The 22295-nt window shown below is 60.3% G+C and carries 17 protein-coding genes; 4 read left to right on the top strand and 13 right to left on the bottom strand.

The window, feature by feature from the left end; translation table 11 throughout:
* Positions 1 to 111: 111 nt before the first annotated feature.
* Positions 112 to 807 carry a class I SAM-dependent methyltransferase gene (locus PLU72_11605; protein HOT28827.1) on the bottom strand — a complete coding sequence of 232 codons (696 nt, stop codon included), beginning with the start codon at positions 805 to 807 and terminating at the stop codon, positions 112 to 114.
* A gap of 123 nt (positions 808 to 930) precedes the next feature.
* Between PLU72_11605 and PLU72_11600 the strand changes: the two genes are divergently transcribed.
* Positions 931 to 2298 (top strand): integron integrase, encoded by a 1368-nt coding sequence (locus PLU72_11600; protein ID HOT28826.1) that lies wholly within the window; start codon positions 931 to 933, stop codon positions 2296 to 2298.
* A gap of 129 nt (positions 2299 to 2427) precedes the next feature.
* Here the strand turns inward: PLU72_11600 and PLU72_11595 are convergent, their stop codons facing one another.
* From PLU72_11595 to PLU72_11580, 4 genes are all read right to left on the bottom strand, one after another.
* Positions 2428 to 8754, bottom strand: a complete 6327-nt coding sequence (locus PLU72_11595) for a hypothetical protein (protein HOT28825.1) — start codon at positions 8752 to 8754, stop codon at positions 2428 to 2430.
* Between the two features lie 331 nt (positions 8755 to 9085).
* A complete protein-coding gene (locus PLU72_11590; GenBank protein ID HOT28824.1) occupies positions 9086 to 9649 on the bottom strand; it encodes a TRASH domain-containing protein in 564 nt (187 codons plus the stop codon).
* Between the two features lie 255 nt (positions 9650 to 9904).
* The gene (gene serC / locus PLU72_11585; GenBank protein ID HOT28823.1) at positions 9905 to 10993 is read right to left on the bottom strand and encodes a phosphoserine transaminase; all 1089 of its coding nucleotides are present in this window, start codon (positions 10991 to 10993) and stop codon (positions 9905 to 9907) included.
* 79 nt (positions 10994 to 11072) lie between these two features.
* Positions 11073 to 11996 (bottom strand): hydroxyacid dehydrogenase, encoded by a 924-nt coding sequence (locus PLU72_11580; protein ID HOT28822.1) that lies wholly within the window; start codon positions 11994 to 11996, stop codon positions 11073 to 11075.
* Between the two features lie 342 nt (positions 11997 to 12338).
* Between PLU72_11580 and PLU72_11575 the strand changes: the two genes are divergently transcribed.
* Together PLU72_11575 and PLU72_11570 are read left to right on the top strand one after the other, a co-directional pair.
* The gene (locus PLU72_11575; GenBank protein HOT28821.1) at positions 12339 to 12986 is read left to right on the top strand and encodes a 3'-5' exonuclease; all 648 of its coding nucleotides are present in this window, start codon (positions 12339 to 12341) and stop codon (positions 12984 to 12986) included.
* On the top strand, positions 12983 to 14611 hold the full coding sequence (locus PLU72_11570) for a DUF2723 domain-containing protein (GenBank protein ID HOT28820.1): 1629 nt from the start codon (positions 12983 to 12985) through the stop codon (positions 14609 to 14611). Before PLU72_11575 ends, PLU72_11570 begins: the two co-directional genes overlap by 4 nt.
* 177 nt (positions 14612 to 14788) lie before the next feature.
* Here the strand turns inward: PLU72_11570 and PLU72_11565 are convergent, their stop codons facing one another.
* The 6 genes from PLU72_11565 to PLU72_11540 are packed head-to-tail and all read right to left on the bottom strand — an operon-like array spanning position 14789 to position 19788.
* The gene (locus PLU72_11565) at positions 14789 to 16888 is read right to left on the bottom strand and encodes an adenylate/guanylate cyclase domain-containing protein (protein ID HOT28819.1); all 2100 of its coding nucleotides are present in this window, start codon (positions 16886 to 16888) and stop codon (positions 14789 to 14791) included.
* A 16-nt stretch (positions 16889 to 16904) separates the two neighbouring features.
* On the bottom strand, positions 16905 to 17486 hold the full coding sequence (locus tag PLU72_11560) for a hypothetical protein (protein HOT28818.1): 582 nt from the start codon (positions 17484 to 17486) through the stop codon (positions 16905 to 16907).
* Between the two features lie 54 nt (positions 17487 to 17540).
* Positions 17541 to 18179, bottom strand: a complete 639-nt coding sequence (locus PLU72_11555; protein HOT28817.1) for a hypothetical protein — start codon at positions 18177 to 18179, stop codon at positions 17541 to 17543.
* On the bottom strand, positions 18172 to 18681 hold the full coding sequence (locus PLU72_11550; GenBank protein HOT28816.1) for a hypothetical protein: 510 nt from the start codon (positions 18679 to 18681) through the stop codon (positions 18172 to 18174). Before PLU72_11550 ends, PLU72_11555 begins: the two co-directional genes overlap by 8 nt.
* Positions 18665 to 19123, bottom strand: coding sequence for a hypothetical protein (locus PLU72_11545; protein ID HOT28815.1), 459 nt, complete (start codon positions 19121 to 19123; stop codon positions 18665 to 18667). The genes PLU72_11550 and PLU72_11545 overlap by 17 nt, the downstream gene beginning before the upstream one ends.
* The gene (locus PLU72_11540; GenBank protein ID HOT28814.1) at positions 19120 to 19788 is read right to left on the bottom strand and encodes a tetratricopeptide repeat protein; all 669 of its coding nucleotides are present in this window, start codon (positions 19786 to 19788) and stop codon (positions 19120 to 19122) included. The genes PLU72_11545 and PLU72_11540 overlap by 4 nt, the downstream gene beginning before the upstream one ends.
* 379 nt (positions 19789 to 20167) lie before the next feature.
* Here PLU72_11540 and PLU72_11535 point away from each other — a divergent pair, with 379 nt between their 5' ends.
* Entirely contained in the window at positions 20168 to 21295 is a 1128-nt protein-coding gene (locus tag PLU72_11535) for a hypothetical protein (GenBank protein HOT28813.1), read from the top strand.
* An 80-nt stretch (positions 21296 to 21375) separates the two neighbouring features.
* Here the strand turns inward: PLU72_11535 and PLU72_11530 are convergent, their stop codons facing one another.
* Both PLU72_11530 and PLU72_11525 read right to left on the bottom strand, forming a co-directional pair.
* Entirely contained in the window at positions 21376 to 21546 is a 171-nt protein-coding gene (locus tag PLU72_11530; GenBank protein HOT28812.1) for a 4Fe-4S binding protein, read from the bottom strand.
* A 134-nt stretch (positions 21547 to 21680) separates the two neighbouring features.
* Entirely contained in the window at positions 21681 to 22232 is a 552-nt protein-coding gene (locus tag PLU72_11525; GenBank protein HOT28811.1) for a biotin transporter BioY, read from the bottom strand.
* Positions 22233 to 22295: the final 63 nt, after the last annotated feature.

Genomic DNA, 22295 nt, shown 5'->3' with positions numbered 1-22295 from the left:
TTATAGAGCCTAACGCCGCAGATGAGCGGAATTGGCAGCCGGGCGCGGGACTTGCGCAAGCAAGTCCCGCGCCCGGCTGCCAATTTCCGCTCGATCTGCATGTTGGGCATTCTATTTTTTTGCAATTCCAGCAATTATGTAATGCCAATTATCTGGGAGAAAATGGTCAAAGACAATACTGTCAATCAACCCAAACAGTTTTCTTTGCAAAGGAGCCCTCCCAAAAGAACCCAAGAATCCAAATGTAGAAAACCTTATCTCCGAGAATTGTGAAAAGAACATTTTCATTTCTTCAATCGAAACATATCGCCATCGATTACCCCAAGGAACAAACTTCTTTCTAAATAATTGGTGAATTGGAGATGCAACTAAATTTTCTGCAAACCACAATTCTCCGCCATTCTTAAGTGCTTTATGAAATTGATCAATTGCCTTTTTCTGATTTTCCAGGTTATTGTTGGATCCTATTCCGCCAAGGACAGATTTAAAAATGATAAGGTCGAACTTTTCAGAGTAGGGTATATTTAAGGCGTCAATGGCTTCATACTGAACCAATTCCTTAATTCCATATCTTTCATGTAATTTGGCAGCTGATACTGTTGGCGAATTCAAATCACTACAAATTACGTTCATACCATTCATCCCCAACCATAGCGATAAACCGCCATTCCGACTGCCAATTTCCAAAGCTAATTTCTTGGATGGGGCTAGTTGAGTTAGCTTTGCCCAGAGTTTTAACCCTTTTGACCAATTTGTGACATCCCATTCAACTACATCATTTGGGTTCCGAGGGAATTTCATTTTCATCCTTTCTTTGCATTTGCCCAACGCAAATTGGATGGGTTGTAAAATAATGAAAATGATTGTATTGTGTAATAATAAAATATATCCTGATGAGAGATAATTAATTGGTCAGGACAGGGGGTGGGGATGACGATTGAGGCGTATCTGAAAGCGTTTGATAAGGTTTTGGAGACAAAGGTAGCCAATAAGCGAGCTTGGCCATATATGTCAGAGTGGGGGAAGAAGTTTCTCGAGGAGCATCAAGGAAATGCCACTCTTTCCTCCGGAGAAGTCGAAAACTGGATTTCCTCAGTCTCAAAAAAGAATTCCCTCCAGGACTGGCAAATCAAACAGGTGAGAGCGGCGCTCGAACTCCTCTTCGCGCATGTCTTGAAACACGTGACGAACCCTCTCGACAAGAACTCTTTCCATCAACGGGACAAGACAAATTATAGTATCAAGGATGCACATTCGCAAGAAAAGTCAGCGAAAGGGAATGGCTCGCAGCATTCTGCCGATTTAGATCAAAGGGAATCGCCTCCTCGGGACTTACGTCCGCGGACAACGGATCCGATCGATCTGATGCGAAAAGCGATCACGACTCTGCATTATTCCATCAGAACCGAAAAATCTTATATCGAATGGACACGGCGCTTCCTCGAATTCATACACCCGACAGAATGGCAGCATGCTTCACCCCACGATCTCGAAAAATTTCTCGAAGACTTGGCCAACAGGCTTCGCGTGTCTGCAAGCACTCAGAACCAGGGCCTTCATGCAATCCTGTTTTTCTTCGAACATGTCCTGCATCGCCCACCAGAAGAACGGCTCCAGTTCAAACGCGCAAAGGTTTCCATGAAAATCCCGATGGTGCTCCAGAAGGCAGAGGTCAAACTCCTTCTCGGAAAGATGAACGGCATCTGCAAAATAATGGCCGGGTTATGCTATGGGTCGGGACTCAGGTTGATGGAATGCCTTCGGCTCCGCGTGAAAGACATCGTATTCGAGAAAGGGCAGATCACTGTCAGAGAAGGGAAAGGCTCGAAAGACCGGGTTGTACCTCTTCCCAGAGCTTACGAAGCGGCGTTGAAGTCGCAGATCAATGCCGTGAAATCGTTGCACGAACAGGACCTCGCAAAAGGCCACGGCATGACGCACCTTCCAGACGCCGTTCTCAACAAATATCCACACGCGGCGCGCGAACTCGCATGGCAGTTCGTCTTCCCTTCCGAAAAGCTTTCCGTGAATCCGCGGACGGGCACAATTCATCGGCACCACGTCCATGAAAATACCCTCCAGAATGCCGTCAAGAGCGCAGTGCGATCCCTCGGGCTTCCCTCCGGCGTGAGCGTTCATACCCTCCGGCACTCCTTTGCAACGCATCTCCTCGAAGCCGGGTACGACATCAGAACCATCCAGGAATTGATGGGCCACGCCGACGTGGCGACGACCATGATATATACACACGTATTGAATCGCCCCGGAGTCACGGTCAAAAGCCCGGCCGACGAGTAAATATCAGCGACATTCGCGTTATCTCATCACTGTTTCTCCGCTCTCTCTCAGCGTATCAGCAGTGAATCGGCAAAAAAAGAGGGAAACCTTGCGGCTTCCCCCGTTATTCGGAAACTGCGATATGGGCCGTTACATCTTCGGCGGCGCGGCCTCGCGAACGACCGAGCCGAGCGTGTCGCTCATGATCAGGATCGAGAAACGGTCGACCTGCTCGAGCTGGTTCGTGCTCAGCGAGGCGTAGTCGAACCGGCCGCGCAGATCGGTGTAGCCGTCCTTGAAGAACACCGTCTGGCCGTCCTTCATGCGGGCGAATACCTTGACGTAGACCTTCGGAAGCGGCGCGCCGGAGTCGGCGGCGGTGATGCGCACCTGGCCGTAGTTCTCCATCATCTGGATGCCGAGCGAGTTGGGGTAATACGCCTGGCTGCGCGTCACGCCCGAGCCGGTGGCCTCGATCATCACGTTGCGGTCCTTGAATTCGGCGGGCAGCGGCATGGTGAGCACGTCCTTCCCGGCCGGCAGGGCGACCGCCATCGTGGCGTTCGGATGGATGATCGCGAACTGACCGGTGACGTCCTGCACGAACGGGTTCCGCGAGAAGAGCAGTTCGAGATCCATCAGGTAGAAGTTGAGATTGCACGACGAAAGATTCTTGTAGCGAAGCGTGATCTCCCGGTTCTCCACCTTCAGATCGAACGTCGGCGCCGTATCGGCCAGCCGGGCCTGCTGCTGGTCGCGGTCCTCCTGGTCGATCACGGCCGTCTTTCCGCCCGTGATCTCCTTCGCCTGGGCGAGAACATCGCGGAACAGATTCCGCCAGCGGTCGACCGGGTGGTTTTCCAGCGGCGTCGCGAGCTCCACCGCCTTCGCCGGCTCCTGCTTCGAGAACGCGAGATAGGCCTGGAAGTATGTATACTGAATGGTATTCATAACGGCCGGATCCTTCACTCGGTCGAAGAAACGGATGGCCTCCTCCACGCGGTCCTGGAGCAGCAGGTAGTACACAACCGCCATCAGGTCGGCGTCGCTCAGGCGCGGGTGATACCGCAGATCCGCCAGCAGGGCGTGATACTGCTGTGAGAACTGCTCGTTGAGGATCTTGCGCTTCTTGCCGAGTTGGTACACCCGGGCGTTCACCAGAGGCCAGTACTCCCGGTGCTGGTAGGCGAACCGCTCGACGGGATCGAGCTTCAGCAGCGGGCTGTCCAGCGTGGTTCCGCTGTTCTGCGCGATCGGGGAGAACCGCAGATACTCGCGGATCGCCGGCACGTCGTCGTGCTTCAGTCCATACGACCAGAGGGTCTGGTGGAACACGTGCCGAGCCTGCAGAAGGGCGATCGCTTTCCTGAAGAACCCGGCATCGCGCATGCGGAAAGCGATCTGCTCGAGGTCGAGCCGGTCGATGTTGTTCTTCTGCAGATACGCGAGAACCTCGTCGTCTGAACTATTCTGGGAAATATATTCCCAGGACGTCGTGTCGATGCGGGTCGGTTCATCCACCACGGCGAAAGTGAACGGCTCGGCCGAGCCGACATACCGGCCGTTCTCGGCCACGTGAACCGGGAAATGCACGAAACTGCCGGGCTTCGGGAAGTAGAAGAAATACTCGATCGTCTGCGTCGAGAACGGATCGAGCGGCAGATGGCGGCTCTTCGTGTAGAAGCCGTTCTCCACCGGAATCGCGCCGTTCGGGATCTGGAGCAGCAGATCGACCTTCTTGCGGGCCGAGGTCGGGTTCGTCAGGACCACCTGGCACCCGTACACCCGGAACGTCTGGAACTCCTCGGTCACGAACTTGTCGAACCGCTCGTTGTTCTCGTAGCGGTACCGGTCGCTGCGCGCGAAGAAGTTCTGCCCGATCAGAATTGCCGACCCCTTCTCGGGCGGCTCGGCGGGCTTGACCTCCTGGTGGAAGATCACGACGTCGGCGCCGGGCTTCAGATGCACGCGATTCTGCTCGGCCGCCATCTCGTGCGTCGGCGACGTGAACGGCAGATCGAGCACGGAAAGGGCGAACATCATCTCGGTGAAGTTGCGCGTGGCTTCGGCCATCCGGGTCGACAGGAACGGCCGGTCGGCCGGGCAGGCCGCGAAGTCGCACCAAAAGCCGTTGACCGTGACCAGGTCGGCCGTGTGACGCTCGATGGGCAGGTGCCAGTAATTGTTCTCGACCCACTCCTCGGTCTTGTCGAGCTGCCGGAACAGCTGGCGGGCCTGCTCGCGCCGCTTGTCATCCGCTTCGATCGCGAACCCTTCGTCGGATTCGGCGAGGCTCATGGCGTCCATCGGCATGTCGGCGGCCATCTCCTCGCGCTCGCAGGGCGCGGCTTCGATGTCCTGGTCCTTGGCGATCATGCTCTTTCCGGCAGCCATCATCCGCTGGGCCGAGGGGGCGGGCATGGCGGAGGGCTTCATCGGAGCCATGTCCCTCTTCGACTTCTCGAACGCGGTCTTCAGCGCCGGCGGCGGGGGCGGGGCCATAGCCTTCAGCATGCCGGTCCTGAGCCCGCCCGCGCGGTCGGTGTCGAGGGCGCTTCCCTTGAGCGCCGCGGCGAAGAGCTGGTTGAACCGCTCCGCATCCGGCGGAATCAGGTCGAAGAGATCGGAAACGTGCCGCCGGGTCGCTTCCCATTCATCCTTGAGCTTCCGGGCGAGAAGAATCCGTTCGACGACATTCAGGCGGCCGTAGGCCCAGGGCTCGAGATACCCGTGCAGGTCGTCGTCGAGCAGCCAGTGGTCGAGGAAGGTCTTGTCCTTCTTGTTGGCCAGATACGGCTTGATGACCTCCTTGAAGAACTCCGGGTCTTTTTTGAACAGGAAGAAGCTCAGCTCGTGACAGGCATACTTCGAATACAGCGTCTGCTTCTCCTCCCGCGTCTTGCTCGGCCAGGTCAGGATGAAACTGAACTCGGACATGGCCGCATCGCGGTTCAGCGCGGTGAACAGGGTGTACACCGACTCGAGCGTGTCGTATACCTCCATCTTCGCGCTGGAAGCCTCTTCGAGCGTGAACGTCTTCCCCGCCGAGGCGATGGTGATGTTCTTCTGCTCCGAGAAGTGGCCCTTCGGATCGAGCGCGCGCGCCATGCGTCGGTCGCGATGCTCGCACGCCGCGTCGGCCACCACCAGTTCGCGGTAGGCCGCGTCGGCAAGGTCGATCGCAACAATGTGGAGCTGCCGCCGGGATTCGAGATCTTTTGTCTCAACGGTCACAAGCCCGTTCTGGTCCGGCTTCAGATTCAACAGCGGAAGCGCCGGCCGGGGCAGGAAATCCATGATCGGAAACGCCGCTTCCTGGTCCTGTGCGGCCGCCTGCCCGCTGACGCCGCCGCCGAACCCGCCGATGGTGGGCTCTGGCTCTGGCACCGCGCCCCAGGATTCCCCCTTCGCGGCCTCGTCGGTCACCGTGTCCGTCTTGCGGAGACTCCAGGGATTGAGCAGCAGACCGGGGCGCCGCAGCATGTTGCCCGGGAAGATCTTCGCGTATTTCCGCTCCAGCACATAGCGCAACTCGTCCCCGATCGTGCGGCCGGACAGGTAGCGCGAGAGAGGCTGGGAAAGCCTGATGTGCAACGGATCGGGAACGCCGCGGGCGGCGAGCGCGTCGAACAGGTCGGTTTCGGGCAGGTAGCGCGTCGCCAGCACGTGCACGCGGGTCATCGTGGTGGCGTTTTTCAACTGGATGCGGACGACGCCCGCCTTGTCGTCATGCGTCGCGCTGACGATCTGAACGGGCGGAACCGAGCGGGTCTGCAGATACCGCGACTCCGAAAGCAGGAAGGTGCCTGCCGCCTTTCCCTCGGTGATTCGGAGGGTAACGGCGCGCGCGAGTGGCTTGACGAACAGCTCGTAATCGCCCGCCGAGAGACCTTCGATCGAGAGGAAGCCGTCCTGCCGCTTCACGCTCGCCAGGCAGTCGGCGACATACGAACCGCCGCGCGTTTCGAACAGCGAGACCAGCTCGCCGACCTTCACGTCGTCACGGCTTGTGACGGGCACCAGCAGAGAAACCCCGGCCAGCCCGTGAATCGTTCCCGGAAGGGTGTGCCAGTCGGTGACGGGCGTGAATGTGTGGGAGCAGCCTTCTGGGCTGGTGAGTTTCACCCAGGCGATCTCCGGCAGGTTGCCGAGCAGAACTCGGCCGGCGGCGTCGGTCTGCATGACCAGATGCAGGGATTGTCTGAAAAGGCGATGCCTGATCTCGACCTGCAGCGCGCGCTCGGGAAGCGGCTCGCCGGTCTTGCCGAGCAGTTCGGCCGCGTAGCCGTCGGCCAGATGCCGCACGAACAGGCTCTCGATCTTGTCGGTCGCCTGGATGCCATTGAGATCGACCGTCCGGGAGAGGGAAAGGTCGGTTTTTTTGCCCTGGCTGAGGTTGTCCACCTTGCCCGTGAGGGTGAAGGTGATGCGCGCCAGGTTCTCGGGAACCTTGAAGGGAACGAGCGTTTCATCGGCGGTGGTCAGCTTGATGTCGGGGAACTCCTTGGCCGCGGCCACGCCTTCGTGATCGACCGTCGTCACGGCCAGGCGGGCTTCCTTCAGGAGTCCGATGCGGGCCGCGAAACCGTTCGTCGTCAGGTCCGCCCGCACCGCCACCGTGGCGATCTGGCCTTCGAGAAGCGACTCGCGCGCCACGAGAAAACTGCCGCCGAGCTCGTACGACTCGGGCATGTGTGTGAACTCGTGCAGGCAGGCGAACGTGCCGCGCTGGATGATCAGCTTCTCCGCGCCTGGCCGGGTGCTGTACGGAATCGTGTATTCGCCACGCTCGTCGGCCTTGTATTCCTGGCCTGAAAGCCAGAGCACGGCATCCTTCACCGGCCGGTGAGCCTCGTCGAACACCGAAAACACGTGGCCCGCGGCGCCGATGCGCTGCGTCAGGGCGAGGCGCCCCTTCCGGATCAGGGCGCGGCTGCTCTTGCCGTTTCCGATCAGCTCGATGACGTAGACGCCCGGCTCGATGAGCTGGGGGAATTCGAACGTCTCGACGTGGCGCCGGATCTCGGGCTGCTCATACGTGACGACCTTCTCCTCGTTCGGAACCAGGCCGTCCAGGTCGACGCCCGTGGTGATCTCCTCGCGCTTTTCCCGATAATGGGTGAACGCATTGATGCGGAACACCTTGATGATCAGCGTCGGCACGTTCTTCACGGCGACGTTCAGCACGACGCGATCGGCCGGATTCAGAACTTCTTTGTTGGTGGGCAGGAAATCGAGATCGACGCGCTCTTTCAGGCCCTGCAGATCGGCCGCCTGAAGAAGGGAATACCAGCGTTCCGGGTTGGGCGCACCCGCCAGGATCTTCGTTTCCGCAAAAATACGCGTCAGCCAGCCCGACTCGACGTAGTCGCGGAACGTGCCGGGGTCCTCGGCGCCGGCCAGAATCTCCTGCAGATAACTGCGCACCAGCTGCTCGTCGTTGCCGATCGCAGCCAACTGCGTTCGGCTCGAAAAGTCGGCGTTGAGGTTGACCTGGTAGCGCCGGTTCTCGTCGCGGTCCAGCCAGCGATCGTTCATGTACGACACAGGCCGGGGAAGCTTGAGATACGTAAGGAACAGAGCCTTGTTGCAGACGCCCTGCGACTGGTCGAGCTTGAGGAGGTGATACAGAATGCAGGCCTTCAGCGAGTTGTGAACGGGGGGAAGCGGCTCGGCGAATTTCCACAGCCGCGCAAGATAGGCTTCCTTCTCCTTCGGATCATACCGCCAGTCGATGTCGGCCGAGGGCTGCAGCTTCTCGATCATCGCATCGACGAACGTCGTCATGGTCAGCAGTTCCGGAGACAGCTTCGCGCACTCCTCGAGCTGCTCGCGCGTCAGCTTCGAATGGATCGTCAGCGAGCCGAACCCGCCGCTGTTCTCGTATTTCAGGTCTTCGACGACCATGCGGGCGAGGGCCGCGCCGCCGTCCGGACGGGTCATGCGGCTCAGAAGGTTCCGGCGCCGGTCGGGATCGAGGTTCGATTCGCGGAGGTAGTCGAGGGCTGCATCTTCACAACCGCTCAGGTCGCTGTACTGCGAAAATGCCCTGTCCTGGAAAGCGCTTCGGGAGATGAGATTCGCGTCAAGGTTCGTCGGGTATTTCGCCGTCTCCTTGAGAAGCTTCTTCTGGTGATTGAACCGGAGGTTCAGCTTGTCCGTCAGGTAGGCCAGCGACGCCTTCGGATCGGTGGGATACTTCAGCAGAGCCTGCCGGTTCAGGATCTCCTGCACCTGCGAGGTGTAGCTGCTTTTCTTGATCCACTGCGCCGCCAGCTCGTCGACTTTCTTGTATTCGCCCTGGTTCTGCAGATGCAGACATGTGTAGTAGTAATACTCGTCCGTGCCCGGAATCAGCTGCTGGAGCTGAACTGCCCGGTCATCCGCGAGGCTGAACTGCTCGTCGAAACCGATCTCGCCGGCCCGCACTCCGAGGGAACACAGGCAAAACACCGCCATGACAAGCCAGAGTTTCATATCCATCGAATCTTCCTCCCTATGCTCGGCATCAGACCGATGCCGTCGATCCCGAAATCTGTCACCCTCATGCATACCCGAAACACTCCCCGGGGGGCAAGTACAGATATGGAAACAATATAAAAATAGATATATATAATGATATACAAATAGTATGCGTAATAAAGATGTTGATTCCTGAACGACAACAAGCGAATTCCGCATTCCCGTTCGTGCTGAGCCTGTCGAAGCATCGAGGCGGATGGGGGGAGGTTCATGCTGCAAGACTCGAGAAAGAAAACCGCCTTCGCACGCAATGGGCGAAGGCGGTTGAGAAACGATCTCGGGGAGATCAGTTGCCGGCAGCGGGGCAGCCGCCACAGGACGAGCAGTCGCCGCACTCGGATGAGTCGCCGGCGGCGTCAGCGGCCGGCGCGGCCGCAGGGGCAGGGGAGGCGTCGGGAGAGACCACGGCCGGCGCTGCAGCGGCCGGCGCTGCGGAAGCCGGAGCCGCTTTCGGCGTGTCCTTGCCGATGCAGTCCTTGCAGAAGTAGTAGGTGATCGTGTCGCCGCGGACCAGGAAGAATTCGGGGTTCGAGGCCTTGCCGCACACCGGGCACTTGCCGTCTGGGTTCGTGACGGTCAGGACTACTTCCTTCGCATCCTTGATCTTCGCGATCGCCGCGGCCGGATCCTTCTTGAACGTGTCGATGCACGACGGGCAGCAGAAATGGTAGATCTTGTTCTCGTGGATGATCGCCACGTCAGTCAGGGCTTTCCCGCCCATGATCGGGCATTCGGCATATCGCACGTCGAGAAGTGCCGGGGCCGCGGACGCCGTCTCGGCAAAAACGCCGAGCGGTGCGACAAAAGTGACGAGAACGAGAATCAGGGCAAGAATCGATACCTGTTTCATGACAACCTCCTGTAACCGTTTCAGTGTCGGGAATTCCATCCCCATTCTCTCAAATTTGCAATTTCTTTGCCAGTCCCGATAGTAGAACAATAGCTATATATCCGTAGGGGCGGTTCGCGAGCCGCCCAAGCCAACGCACCGGGATGACAATACGTTCTCACCTCCGAGGCGCAGAGACGCAGAGGGTGGAAAGAACCCTGATACGAAAAACCGGAGGGAACCTTGCGGCTCCCCCCGGCTTTCAATGTGGCTGTATCAGCCGTTCTTCTTGGCGAACTCGTCCATCAGGTTCGCGAGCGCCTTGGCGCCCTCGATCGGCATGGCGTTGTAGACCGACGCGCGGCAGCCGCCGACACTGCGGTGGCCCTTCAGGCCGTCGAGCTTCAGCTTCTTGGCTTCGTCGAGGAACTTCGCCTCGAGCTCTTCGGTCTTGAGCCGAAACACGACGTTCATCTTCGAGCGGCAGTGAGCGGCGACCGGGCACTTGTAATAGCCGTTCGAGCGCTCGATCGCGTCATAAATGATCTTGGAGCGATCAGTGGCGAGCTTCTCGGCCGCAGTTAAACCGCCGATGCTCTTGAGCCATTCCATCGTGAGCTTGATGCCCCAGATACTGAACACGGGTGGGGTGTTGTAAAGCGAATTTTCCTTCGCATGCAGGCGGTAATCGAGATAGTTGATGATGCTCTCGGGGCAGCGCTGCAACAGGTCTTCGCGCATGATGACGATCGCGGCACCGGCCGGGCCGGCGTTCTTCTGTGCGCCGGCATAGATTACGCCGAACTTCTCGACCGGAACGGGCCTGCTCATGAAATCAGACGACATGTCGCAGAATATCGGCACGTTGCCGGTCTCGGGCCAGCCCTGCTGCCACTGCACGCCACCGATGGTCTCGTTGGAGGTCATGTGAAAATAGGCGGCCCCTTCGCTTGCCACGAGGGTTTTCGGATCGGGCAACGTCATGTAATTGTCGGCTTTGCCATCCCAAACGATATTGATCTTGCCGATTTTCTTTGCGTCATCTGCCGCCTTCTTCGCCCAGGCGCCGGTGTTGGTGAAATCAGCGGTCTTGCCGCCCCAAAGGAAGTTCATCGGCAACATACCGAACTGAAGGGTTGCGCCGCCGCCCAAAATCATGATCTTGTAGTTGTCCGGAACCTTCAACAGTTCCTTGATCAAAGCTATGCATTCAGTGTGAACCGCATCATAAATCTTGCCGCGGTGGCTCATTTCCACCAGCGACATGCCCGAACCCTTGAAGTCTACGAACTCGTCTCGAATTTTTTCGAGAACCGACACCGGAAGAATTGAAGGTCCGGCGCTGAAATTGAAGATGCGAGCCATGTCAAATTTGCTCCTTTGAAGATTGTTGTGAATCCGCTTCCCGATCCCGGGAAGCGGACGCGTTCCCTTGGTCGTTCGTTCAGTGCGTCTTTGAAAGCTCGTTGATGACGACCTCAACGACGTCCTGCCCAGCGCGACTCTGACCTTCCGCCGTTGAAGCGCCTAGGTGGGGAAGGGCTATCACGTTCTGGTGCTTGACCAGATCGAAGTTCGCGGTCGGCTCCTTTTCCCAGACGTCAATGCCGGCCGCCGCGACCGTGCCGTTGTTGAGGGCTTCGAGCAGCGCCTTTTCGTCGACCGTGCCGCCGCGGGCGCAGTTGATCAGGAACACGCCCTTTTTGACTTTTGCGAACTCGGCCGCGCCCAGAGCAGGTCCGGCTTCCTTGGCGAACGGAATGTGCAAGCTGATGAAGTCGCTCTTGGCGAGCAGTTCATCTTTGGTGACCATGACGATCTCGGGAATGGGGGATTCCGTGGAGGAACGTCTGTATCCGATGACCTTCATCCCGAAAGCAACGGCGCGGGTAGCCACGGCCTGAGCGATCCGACCGGTGCCGATCAAACCGAGAGTCTTGCCATACAACTCGGCGCCTTCAAAGGATTTTTTGTCCCATTCCTGGCCCTTCATCGAAATGTTGGCACGGCCCATCTTGCGGGCGACCGACAGCATCAGTCCGAACGCCAGCTCGGCGACGGAAATGGTGGTGCAAGTGGGGGTGTTACGGACCGCGATTCCCTTCTCTTTCGCGGCGACCTGGTCGACGTTGTCGAGGCCGACGCCGGCGCGGGCAATGACCTTGAGGTTTTTACCGGCCTCGATGACCGGGCGGGTGACCTTGGTGGCCGACCGGATGATAATGGCGTGATATGCCGGAATCTCTTTGACGAGCTCTTCAGGCGTCATCTTGGTCTTGTAGGTGACCTCGAACGCCGGGTTCTTCTTCAGAAAATCGATCGCGGACTGGTCGAGCGAATCCGAAATGAGCACCTTGAAAGTAGCCATGAGCAGTCTTCTCCTGTTCCGTTCCTGTTCTGTATTCTCTGTCGCCTGTCAGGCAAACGGCCCCATCTTAGCGCCCCGGGCGGAGACTGTCAACCCGCTTCCCATTGTGGATGGCGATCGCATCCGTTGCTGTAACCGCTGTTGGAGAGTGGCGATTTCGAGTGTCGCACCAATCGTGTATCCGTTCGTCCTGAGTTTGTCGATCCTGCCCTGATCCTGCTGAAGGGGGCGAGAGCATTCGTGCTTCGACAGGCTCAGCGCGAACGGTATCGAGTATGCAAATGATTGTCGTGCTTCTTGTGACGCAAGTGGAGCCGTGATATCGTTCCGGGAAGGAAAAGAATGAGCACATCAGCCGGAAGTCGCGACAACGTGAGCAACCCCCGAAGGAAGACGGCGCCGGGAAAGGCCGAGACGGCCCTGCTGGAGCCGTTCGAGGGGTTGGCTGTCGGCGACGTCGTCGTTCCGGCCACGACGGATGACTGTGCCGCGGCTCTGGACGAGATCAGGGTTGCTGGCGCCGTCGGGTTCGATACCGAGTCGAAGCCGGTTTTCAAAAAGGGCGTGAGCAGACCCGGCCCGGATCTCGTCCAGTTCGCGACCTCGGAGCGGGCGTTCATCTTCCAGCTTCAGCGGCTGGAATGCCGGCCGTTCGTGACCGAGATCCTTCTTGCCGACGACATCCTCAAGGTCGGGTTCGATCTGCAGTCGGACCGGGGCGCCCTGCACAAATTCTTCGGAATCGAGATCAAGTCGGTGCTCGACCTGTGCGCCGTCTTCCGGAAGCGCGGGTATCGCAACACGACCGGGGTGCGGGCCGCGGTCGGCATGGTCCTCCATCGCAGCTTCAGCAAGTCGAAGCATGTGACGACATCCGACTGGTCGAAACTCCAGCTTTCGCCGAACCAGCTGGTCTATGCCGCGAACGACGCCTACGCGGCCCTCATGGTCTGGGAGGCGCTCGGCCGCCCGGCCATCGGAAAGAAATGACGTCCCGCGATGCCCTGTTGAAGCCTGGGCCTCTGTTCGCGACGATCGCGGCCTTCGGCATCCTGGCGGCGACGATGGCGCCGGGCCTCGCCTGGAGGCACTTCGGCGACGACGGCGGGGAGCTGATCCTGGCGTCGGTATTTCTCGGCGTCGCTCACCCGGCCGGATGCCCTGCCTACCTGTTCCTGGGAAAGCTGTTCAGCCTGCTTCCGGGAACCGCGACGGCCTGGAAGTTCAATCTTCTCTCGGTCTGCGCGGGCAGCCTTGCCGTGGGCGCCATCACCGCCCTGCTCGGCAGCCTGAACACCCGGTATCACTGGAGCCTCGGCCCGTGGTCGCGAACCGCGATCGGCCTCCTTATCGGCCTCAACCCGGCCCTCTGGTCGCAGTCCGTCATCACGGAAGTATACGCCCCGGCGACGGCCTTCGCGCTGTGGGGGCTGGTGGGGGTGTTCTCCTGGGCCGAGCGCCGCCGCCACGGCGGCACCGGGGCAGGCTGGCTGGCGGCGGCCGCCGCCTGTTTCGGCTTGGCCGCGGGCATTCACCTGCTGACCCTGTTTCTGCTTCCGGGCCTGCTCGTGCTGGTCATGGGCGCCGATCCCGGGTGCTGGCGGCGGCCGTCATTCTGGACAGCCCTGCTGATCGGCACCGGACTGACAGTGATGCTGTATGCGAGTCTGCCGGTCCTGGCGACCCGACTTGCCCCCGTCAACTGGTCGTATATTCGCACGCCGTCTGATTTCCTCGACCACCTCACGGGCCAGCAGTACCGCTACCGGATGCTGGCTCTCACCGGAAGAGAAAGCCTCGAGCGCCTGTCGGTGAAAACCCTTCCCTACGTCAGAGATGGCTGGGGAAGCATCGGTCTCCTGCTTCTCGCGCTCGGACTGTTCCGGGCCTGGCGCGCCGCCCTGACGAATCCCGACGGGGAATACCGGGAACGCCTGATGCGCGACGGAGCGGGGTGGGCCCTCCTGCTGCTCGTCCCCGGATATTATATCATGCAATATTCTATCGATGACTGGTTCCCGTACACCTGCCTGCCGTTCTGCCTCGCCGGTCTCCTGCTCCCGTGGGGATGGCTGGCCGTGACGGACCTGGCCGGCCGGCTGGTCGCCCGGAAAGACCGCCTGAGATCGGCGATTTCGCTTGCCATCATGATCCATGCCGCGGTGATGATCGCCGCGAACGCGCCGGCGATGTCAATGGCCGGCGAGCGGGAACCCGACCGCTGGGCGCAGGGCGTCATGGCGGGCGTGGCATCGGAGAGCCTGATCATCAGTGACTACGACGGCCGGACGAACGCCCTGATGTATCATGCCCGGCTCGGACCGTCGCCGAGGCCCGACGTGATCGTCGTGCTCCGTTCGATGCTCGCGAAATCCTGGTATCGCGACCATTTGCGCCGAATCTACCCTGCGCTTGTGCTTCCAGAACCAAACGCAATCGAACTCGGCATGGCATGGGACGACCTCTGCAACGCCGTTGCGCGCTCGATTCTCCTCAAAAACGCCGACAGGCCGCTTTACACGGTCGCCCGCCGGCCCGAGGTGACGGGCTCCCTTGCTCTCAGCCAGGAATACGGCATCTACCGCATCATGCCAGAAATATACGGTGGTGAATAGTGTGCAGTGGTCGGTGGTCAGTGGAGAGTGGTTGGGTTACGGGTTGATCGCCTGAATGCCCGATTCCGCTCGTGCTGAGCCTGTCGAAGCATGAGAACTTCGCCCTTCGACGAGTTCAGGGCGAACGGGGGCATTTCGCAGGATGTGAAAATGACGAAATGATATATATTCGTATTGCTATTTCACTTCCTGGATCCAGGTGCCGTCCCAGGATTTCGCCCCGGAATCTTTGAGGGCGCGGCATCGCTCGAGCAGGCGCTTCGCGGGCTCGTCGTCGGGTTGTTCGGCGGAAAGGTATGCCTCGAGTTTCCCGATCGCGTCGGTGAACCCGCCCTGAATCGCCATAGCGAGACACTCCTCGTAGCAAAGCTTTCGGCGCTGCATGGCCGGGATACGGCCGTGCCGGGACTGGTCGTGGAGGTCGAGGAGTACCTCATGCACCGGCACCGTCTGCTTGCGCCCGGTGGCGAGGAGGGCGCCGAGGTGGCGCGTGAGCATGTCGTTGCCGACGAGGTCGTTGGTGGCGCCGCTGATCAGGATGCCCGAGCCGAAGACCTTATTCGCGCTTTCCAGGCGGGCGGCGAGGTTCACATTGTCGCCGATGACCGTGTAGTCGAACCGCATGCGCGAGCCCATGTTCCCGACGACGACCAGGCCGGTGTTGATGCCGATGCGCACCCTGAACTCGGGGCGGCCCTGCGACTTCCAGCGCTCGCACAGGCGGGTGAGCGCGTCCTGGTTCTCGAGCGCGCAGCGGCAGGCGCGGATCGCGTGGTCGATCTGGTCGAGCGGGGCCCCGAACACGGCCATGATGGCGTCGCCTTCATACTTGTCGAGCAGGCCGTCGTACCGGAAGACGACGTCCGTCATCTCGGTCAGATACTCGTTCAGGAGCTCGACGACCTGCATCGGGGGCAGACCTTCCGACATCGTGGTGAAGCCGGCGATGTCGGAGAAGAAGATCGTCAGGATGCGCTCTTCCCCGTGCAGGTTGAGCTTGTCGGGGTCGCGCAGGATCTCGTTGACGACCGAGGCCGTGACGTAGTGCTGGAACGCGCTCTTGATGCGCAGCTTGTCGGAAACCTCGCGGTAATACTGCCAGCCGACGGTCGCGACGAAGGTGACGACGAGGACGAACAGCGATCCGGCGATCTCGACCGGCTGGTGGGCGCGAAGCATCGAAAGGCCCGACGCGGCCACGATCAGCAGGCTTCCCGCGATGGTGGCGCCGGCGTAGGGAAGGGGATACAAAACCCGCGCGAGGGCCAAGGAGACTGCAAGGCTGACGAGGCAGAGCAGGTGTTTCCACCAGTCGGGCGGGGGCCTCAGCCAGGTGCCGGTCAGGATGTTCTGGAGCGTCTGCGCATGGATCAGGGCGCCGTATTCCGGGCGGCCGGTCGGGGTCAGGAACCGGTCCTCGACCATCGAGGTCGCCCAGCCGATGATGACCACCTGGTCCCTGAAGATCGCCGGATCGAGCCTGCGGTGGTAGATGTCGAAGAAACTGAACATCGGAATCGAGGTCATGAACCCCGTATAGTTGATCAGGATGTTCTCGCCGTCGACGATGGGGATGCTCCGGGGCCCGCTCGCTGTATGGAAGACGACCTCGTCGGGCCGATACTCGATCCGGTCGCGCGACAGCCCGAGGAAGAGGCGCGCCAGCTCGGTCGGGAAGGACGGCAGGGGATCGCCCTCGACCGGTCGGAAAACGAGGCTGGATTTGCGCACGGACTCGTCGATATAGGGGTAGAAATACGGCGGGGCGACCAGGCTGTTCTGTGCGAGCAGGGGAAACGGCGGCGACATCGTCTGGTTGCCCCGTCGGTACCCCATCATGACGACGTTGCCGGCCTCGCGGCAGGCGTCGGCGATCGCCTGATCCTGGCGCGGGTCGTAGGCTGCGTTCTGGGCAAAGAACACATCGACGCCGATGGCGCGCGGCTTGCCCTGGGAAATATACCGTAGCCCGTTCGCCCAGACGCGCTCGCGGTGCCAGGGCGTCGGTTCGGGCATGCCCAGGTAGGTCTGCTCGTCGAGGAGAACGAGGACGATTCCCGGGTTGGGCGCCTCGGCGGGAAGGAGCGGGCGCAGTTTCGACACCCACGGGTGTTTCGTCGGTGAGCCCGCGGCGATGCGGACGCGGACCCAGAAATCCTGGAGCCGCGTGTCGATCGCCCGAAAGATGCTCTGTCCGAGCCAGAGCGCGAGAAACAGGCCGAGAATGAGCCCTCCCAATGCCATGCGGGGGAGGGTTGGTGCGCCTTTTCGGGTCATTGGTCAGTCATCCGTATCAGAGATCCTGGCTGTTCGTATCTCCGCCCTTGCCGCCGCCGGTTCCCGTGCCCAAACCCGTCCCCTCGCCATCACCGGGTTCAGGCGGGATGCCCGTCCCGCTTCCCGTTCCGCTTCCTGTACCTATGCCGGTTCCTGACCCGGTTCCAGTGCCGGCATCGCCGTCACCGCCGGTGCCGGTGCCCGTGCCGGAGTTCAGACTGACGCCCTTTCCGCCGCCGGTTCCTGAACCGGTGCCCGTGCCTGTTCCCGGTCCCGTGCCCGTTCCGGTCCCTGTGCCGGTGCCGGTTTCTGCGCTGAGGCGGGCATACGAGCCAGAGGCGTCGCGCGGGTCGATCAGGTCGCGCTTGAGGGCCTGGAGATACTCGTCGTAGGCTTCCCGGTATTTTTTCAGCTTGTCGGGCGCGGACGGATCCTTTGACATTTTCGCCTGCAGATACTCAGCGTATGCGTTGCGGTACTTCGTGGTCAGGGACTCAAACGTTGAAATAGGCTCCAGTGCCGAAACGGATGCTGGTCGGGCCAGTCCGAGGAGACCGCAGAGCACCAAGGGCATCAGAAACGCAGTTGAGCGACGCATGGAGAACCTCCTCTTACAACTACTCTTCTTAAGTATGACATATTATTCCAAGGTTCAGGGGTTGGGGCAGGACTTCTGGGCCACCAGGACGTCAGTGACAGATGGCCAGATCGCGGCAAGTTCGGCGGGAAGCTGGGCCTGCTTGGCGGTCATCTCTGCCCGGTAGGCGATCTGGGTCGTTCCCAGTTCGTAGGCACGCGTCTGTTCGAGGGCCAGGAGATCAACACCCCGGGCGTTTTCCATGCTCAGACAGTCAGGAGCGTAGGTGATATCGAAGGGTTGGAGCGTTCCCCAAAAGTGGTGCGGGATCACGAGGTTGCCCGGAGTCGGCGGGCTGACAGGATACTGCTCGCAGTTGACGAGAAACGCATACTGCTGGCCCGGTGAGGTCGACCGGCCGAACACGTTATACAGCGTCTGGGAAGCCATTCCCATCCCGGTCGGGTTCAGGGAATACGTCATCTGAAGGCCCTGGATGGTGCCGTTGTACGTTCCCGCGCCGCCGCCGCCCTGCAGGTTCGCGATACCGGCCTCGATCGCCGACCAAGCGACCGCTTCCGTCGAGAGCCGCTCGTGGTAATGAACCGCCTGTCGCGTCTGCGAACTGCCGAAGCTCGACAGAAAGAAGACGAGAGGGCCCATCACGGCCAGCAGACCGAGAACGACCATCAGGGCGATGCCGCGTCTATTCATTGACGAGCCTCACCGCGTCCACGAAATGTAGCCTGTTCGCCGACAGATTGACGGAGATGAGTTTGTTGTCGACGGCCATGACCGTGAAACTCGCGCCGTCGATGCCGCGGCCGATCGGCGTCGGGTCGACCACAGGCAGCCCCGGCCCGTTGGGAATCAGGCACCGGCGGATTTCGCGCGCCGAGGGAACATAATAATAGGCGGCGATCTCGCCCCGGAAATTCTTGAACACCATTCGCGAATCTGTGCGGGGCGACTTGTCAGCATTCAGGCGCGGCCAGATGATCTGCCGGCCCGTCTTCACTTCCTGGATGATCTTCCAGAGCGCCTGCTGCATGCGGTCCTGGCTCTCCGTGATTCTGAGGAACTGCTCCTGCTGGCGTTTCTGGGCGAAGAACCAGCTCCCGACGATGCCCATGATGACGGCGAAAATCGCCGCCCCGACAAGAATTTCGACGAAGGTGGCGCCCCGGCGAAGCATGCGGTCAGTGTCGCGCGACATACACCCTCAGGGGATACTCGAGGATACGGGAGGATTCATCCCAGCGGATCCGGATTTCCACGTCCTTCGGCTGGGTCCCGGATACCTGGAGCTGATACCGGAAATTGAATTTGCGGAACACCGCCGCGAGCTCGGGAAGGTGGGCTTCGGTCAGCTGCAGGGCGCTGGCCTGGGTTGTCCCCGGGTTGGAAAAGGGATTGAAGATCCCGTCGGCAGGCCCGCCGGCGATGACGAGCTCGGGTGTGTCGACGATCTCGTCGTAGGGCATCGAGAGCAAGTGCTGGGCGATCTTATGTGCGAGGCTTGCTGCAAAGCGGAGATTCTGACTTTTCTTGACCGCCTGGCTGCTCGTGCCGACCATCTGCATGACGGGAATGAGACAAAGGGCGAGAACGCCCATCGCTACGGTGACTTCGAGAAGCGAGATTCCGCGACGGTTCATGGTCGGCCCTCTGCCTGCGTGATTTTCATGCGCAGGATCTCGGCCTGCGCGTTCGAGGGAAAACGCTCGCGGAGCTCGCCGAGAATCTCGAGAGCTTCCGGAAAATAACCGAGTTGATATAATAACTGTGCGTATTCGTAACCCACGAAAAAGTCACGCTTCGGGGACTTGTGCCATGCCTGACTCATCGCCCCGACGGCTTCCTTCCAACGGCCGCTCTTTGCCAGGATGCGGCCGAGATAAAAGTGGCTCCGGTAAAACGCGGGATCGATCTCAAGGGCGCGCCTGAACGAGGTTTCGGCGGCGGAAAGATCGCCGAGTTTCCAGAGGCAAAACCCTTCGCGGTCCCGGGCTTCGAGATGTTCCGGGTAGAAGGACAGGGCGCTTCGATACAGCTGGAGAGCACCGGAATACTCGCGGCGCTGGCGATAGATTTCCCCCATGCGAAACTCCTGGTCGGCGCGCTTGTAGGCTGGCGTCCGGGGGCGGCGCGTGACCGCGTCGAAGACCGTTCCCTTCGGAAGGGGAGCCTTTCTCGAAAAAGGTCCCGGGGCCGTGCTTTCACTGAACGCAAAGAAGAAAATCAGAATCCCCATGGCGACGACGGGGAGAAGCCATGGAGCCCAGTCGAGAGCGTCGGAAGTGGGAAACTCGCTTCTCTGCATCCTTCTCACGTTCCTGAAAAGTGATATCTGCCACGGGTTCCCGGATGGCGGGGGAATAGTTCTATGTTCCCTATCAATGTAATCTATGAATAGTTGCGGTGCAACCATGGCAAAAGCCGACTCTCAGGGCGAGCGCATCTGTTTTCGCAACCGCCGTTGCAGAACGCCGAGTTCGAGTGATACACAATCGCATATCCGTTCACCCTGAGCTTGTAGAAAGGTGAACGTCACTCGTGCTGCGACAGGCTCGGCATGAGCGGAAAACAGTCACGATGCAAAGAATGTCATGCGCTTGCCCTGCCGATCCGGGGATTTCTTGTCGTTCACCTGCATGCTGTGTTAGAGTGAAAATACTACCCCCATGAAAGCCGGGAGGTGCATGGTGAGAAGGTTCATTCCGCGCCGCATGCGGCTGGTTGTGATACTGCCTTTGGTGCTGGCGGCCATCTGCCTGTGCATGTGCGCCTGTCGCGCCGAAGACGAAACCCTCGAAGACGCGAAGATCCTCTACAAGCAGGCGATTCGGGAGAAAGCTTCCGGGAAATCCGAAGAAGCGCTGGTCACCTACGAAAAGGCGATCCGGATGAACCGGGGGATCCTCGGGGAGGACGACGACGGCCTGATCGGGCTGTTGCGTGCAAAGTACGAAAAGAAGCTGAAAGACAGTCCCGAAAATATCGAGGCTCTCGAGGGAATGGGCTTCGTCAGCGCTGTCTGCTATGCCGACATGGCGAAGGCAATCGGGTGTTACGAGAAAGTTCTCGAGCTGGCAACAGACGAGAAAGTCAAATCCAGGACGTCGAATCTCATCGAACGACTGAGAGCCATGCAGGAAGCGACCCAGCGGACGAGCGACGAGATCACCGCCCAGATGCGCGACGAGCGACTCCGGGGCTGGTCCGAAATGGAGCGCCAGGAGCGGCTTGCAGCCCAGCACGAGGAAAGCCAGAGCCGGGCCGCGAAGTATGCTCAGCTCACCCAGCAGCGAGACCAGCTCGATACTCGGATTCCCCAGCTCGAAGAAGAGATCAAGAATCTGGAAGAGGAATACAACAAGGCGAACCGTCTGTGGTATACCCTGAAAGACAGCCGCTACGACCGGCGACGCGACCGGTTCGAGAAAGACCTCGAGCAGAAACGCAGGGAACTGTCGAAAGCTCGGTCCGACTTCGATCGTGCGACCGCCGAAATCGAGAAAATGGATCGCGAACAGCCGGGTGACGGCGGACAACCGGGCGCCGCCTCGGGAACGCCCCCCGTTCGAGGCGGGGAAGGCAATGAACCCGATGCGGGAATGCCCGCGGGTGACGGCATGACCGGCGGCAGTGACCCGGTGCTTCCTACGGGAGACAACCCCGATTTCCCGCCGCAGAGCGGGGGCAATACGGAAAACGGTGACTCGGGCGGCGATACCCAGCCTCCGGCCGATCAGGGGGGGGCGATACCTTCCGAGAGTTCCTCGGGGAGCGATGGAGGCGAGCAGTCGTCAGGATCGAGCGGCATGTGAGTTCCGATGTGTTCGGCGAAAAAACAAGCGACCGGATCCAGATGGGTCCGGTCGCTTGATCTGAAGCGATCGAAAATATCTTACAGTTTCAGCGCTTCAACCGGGCACACGGAAACGCAGGCACCGCACTCGATGCAGCCGTCGCCCTTGTAGTTGGCCTTGCCGTCCTTGATCTCGAGGACTTCAACGGGGCAGGTGCCGACGCAGGCGCCGCAACCGGTGCATTTTTCCTTATCGACCTTGATAGCCATTGTGTGAGAACTCCTTTTCCGAAGTTGTGCCTCGGTCGAGGCGACGCCATCTTACCGCACACCCGACGCTTTGTAAAGCGCAGACCCGGGGAACCGCCGAAACGTTGTTCCCGAGAGATTTTTGACCGGGAATTTCAGCGGACGTTCCGGGCTGGCAGAAGGGCGGCGGCGAAAAAGACCTTGAACAGATCGCCTGCCAGGAACGGCAGAACACCGCACGTGAAGGCGCGCTCCGGTCCGACGAACGCCGCGAGATGGGTGGCGCCGAACAGGTAGATCACGAGGTTGCCGCCGGCCATGACGGCGAGTTTCCCGGAAAACGTCCGGCCGAACCCGCGCCCGAAAAGGGCGCTTACAAACGCCGCCGCAGCGACGAAGCCGGCGAGGTAGCCGCCGGTCGGGCCGAACAGGTGGGCCGGTCCGCAGGCACCGCCCGAGAAAACGGGAAGTCCCGACAGGCCCAGCATGACGAACAGGGCCGCGGCTGCCGTTCCCCGCATCATGCCGAGGGCTCCCCCGACGAACAGGACGCCGAACGTCTGTCCGGTGATCGGAACGGGGTACAGCGGGATCTCGATTCTCGAACACAACGCGATGAACAGAGCTCCGGCGATGACAATCGCCGCATCCCGTCGAATCGAGGCGTTCGACGTGGCGGCTGTCGTGAGGGAAATGGTTCGGTACATTCTGAATCCTCCGTGAGAGGGGGATGGGCGCGGACAGCCGGGGGTGAGTCCATACTGCAGCGC

The organism is Candidatus Ozemobacteraceae bacterium (assembly GCA_035373905.1).
Taxonomy (GTDB): domain Bacteria; phylum Muiribacteriota; class Ozemobacteria; order Ozemobacterales; family Ozemobacteraceae; genus MWAR01.
The sequence above is the reverse complement of the archived record's forward strand: the minus strand, read 5'-3'. Positions and strand labels throughout refer to the sequence as shown.

Coding starts and splice junctions, on each gene's coding strand:
- PLU72_11580 (HOT28822.1), bottom strand. CDS start 11,996: ATGGCTACTTTCAAGGTGCTCATTTCGGATTCGCTCGACCAGTCCGCG.
- PLU72_11570 (HOT28820.1), top strand. CDS start 12,983: ATGACGTCCCGCGATGCCCTGTTGAAGCCTGGGCCTCTGTTCGCGACG.
- PLU72_11600 (HOT28826.1), top strand. CDS start 931: ATGACGATTGAGGCGTATCTGAAAGCGTTTGATAAGGTTTTGGAGACA.
- PLU72_11530 (HOT28812.1), bottom strand. CDS start 21,546: ATGGCTATCAAGGTCGATAAGGAAAAATGCACCGGTTGCGGCGCCTGC.
- PLU72_11550 (HOT28816.1), bottom strand. CDS start 18,681: ATGTCGCGCGACACTGACCGCATGCTTCGCCGGGGCGCCACCTTCGTC.
- PLU72_11525 (HOT28811.1), bottom strand. CDS start 22,232: ATGTACCGAACCATTTCCCTCACGACAGCCGCCACGTCGAACGCCTCG.
- PLU72_11605 (HOT28827.1), bottom strand. CDS start 807: ATGAAAATGAAATTCCCTCGGAACCCAAATGATGTAGTTGAATGGGAT.
- PLU72_11595 (HOT28825.1), bottom strand. CDS start 8,754: ATGAAACTCTGGCTTGTCATGGCGGTGTTTTGCCTGTGTTCCCTCGGA.
- PLU72_11555 (HOT28817.1), bottom strand. CDS start 18,179: ATGAATAGACGCGGCATCGCCCTGATGGTCGTTCTCGGTCTGCTGGCC.
- PLU72_11590 (HOT28824.1), bottom strand. CDS start 9,649: ATGAAACAGGTATCGATTCTTGCCCTGATTCTCGTTCTCGTCACTTTT.
- PLU72_11535 (HOT28813.1), top strand. CDS start 20,168: ATGGTGAGAAGGTTCATTCCGCGCCGCATGCGGCTGGTTGTGATACTG.
- PLU72_11540 (HOT28814.1), bottom strand. CDS start 19,788: ATGCAGAGAAGCGAGTTTCCCACTTCCGACGCTCTCGACTGGGCTCCA.
- PLU72_11560 (HOT28818.1), bottom strand. CDS start 17,486: ATGCGTCGCTCAACTGCGTTTCTGATGCCCTTGGTGCTCTGCGGTCTC.
- PLU72_11565 (HOT28819.1), bottom strand. CDS start 16,888: ATGACCCGAAAAGGCGCACCAACCCTCCCCCGCATGGCATTGGGAGGG.
- serC (HOT28823.1), bottom strand. CDS start 10,993: ATGGCTCGCATCTTCAATTTCAGCGCCGGACCTTCAATTCTTCCGGTG.
- PLU72_11575 (HOT28821.1), top strand. CDS start 12,339: ATGAGCACATCAGCCGGAAGTCGCGACAACGTGAGCAACCCCCGAAGG.
- PLU72_11545 (HOT28815.1), bottom strand. CDS start 19,123: ATGAACCGTCGCGGAATCTCGCTTCTCGAAGTCACCGTAGCGATGGGC.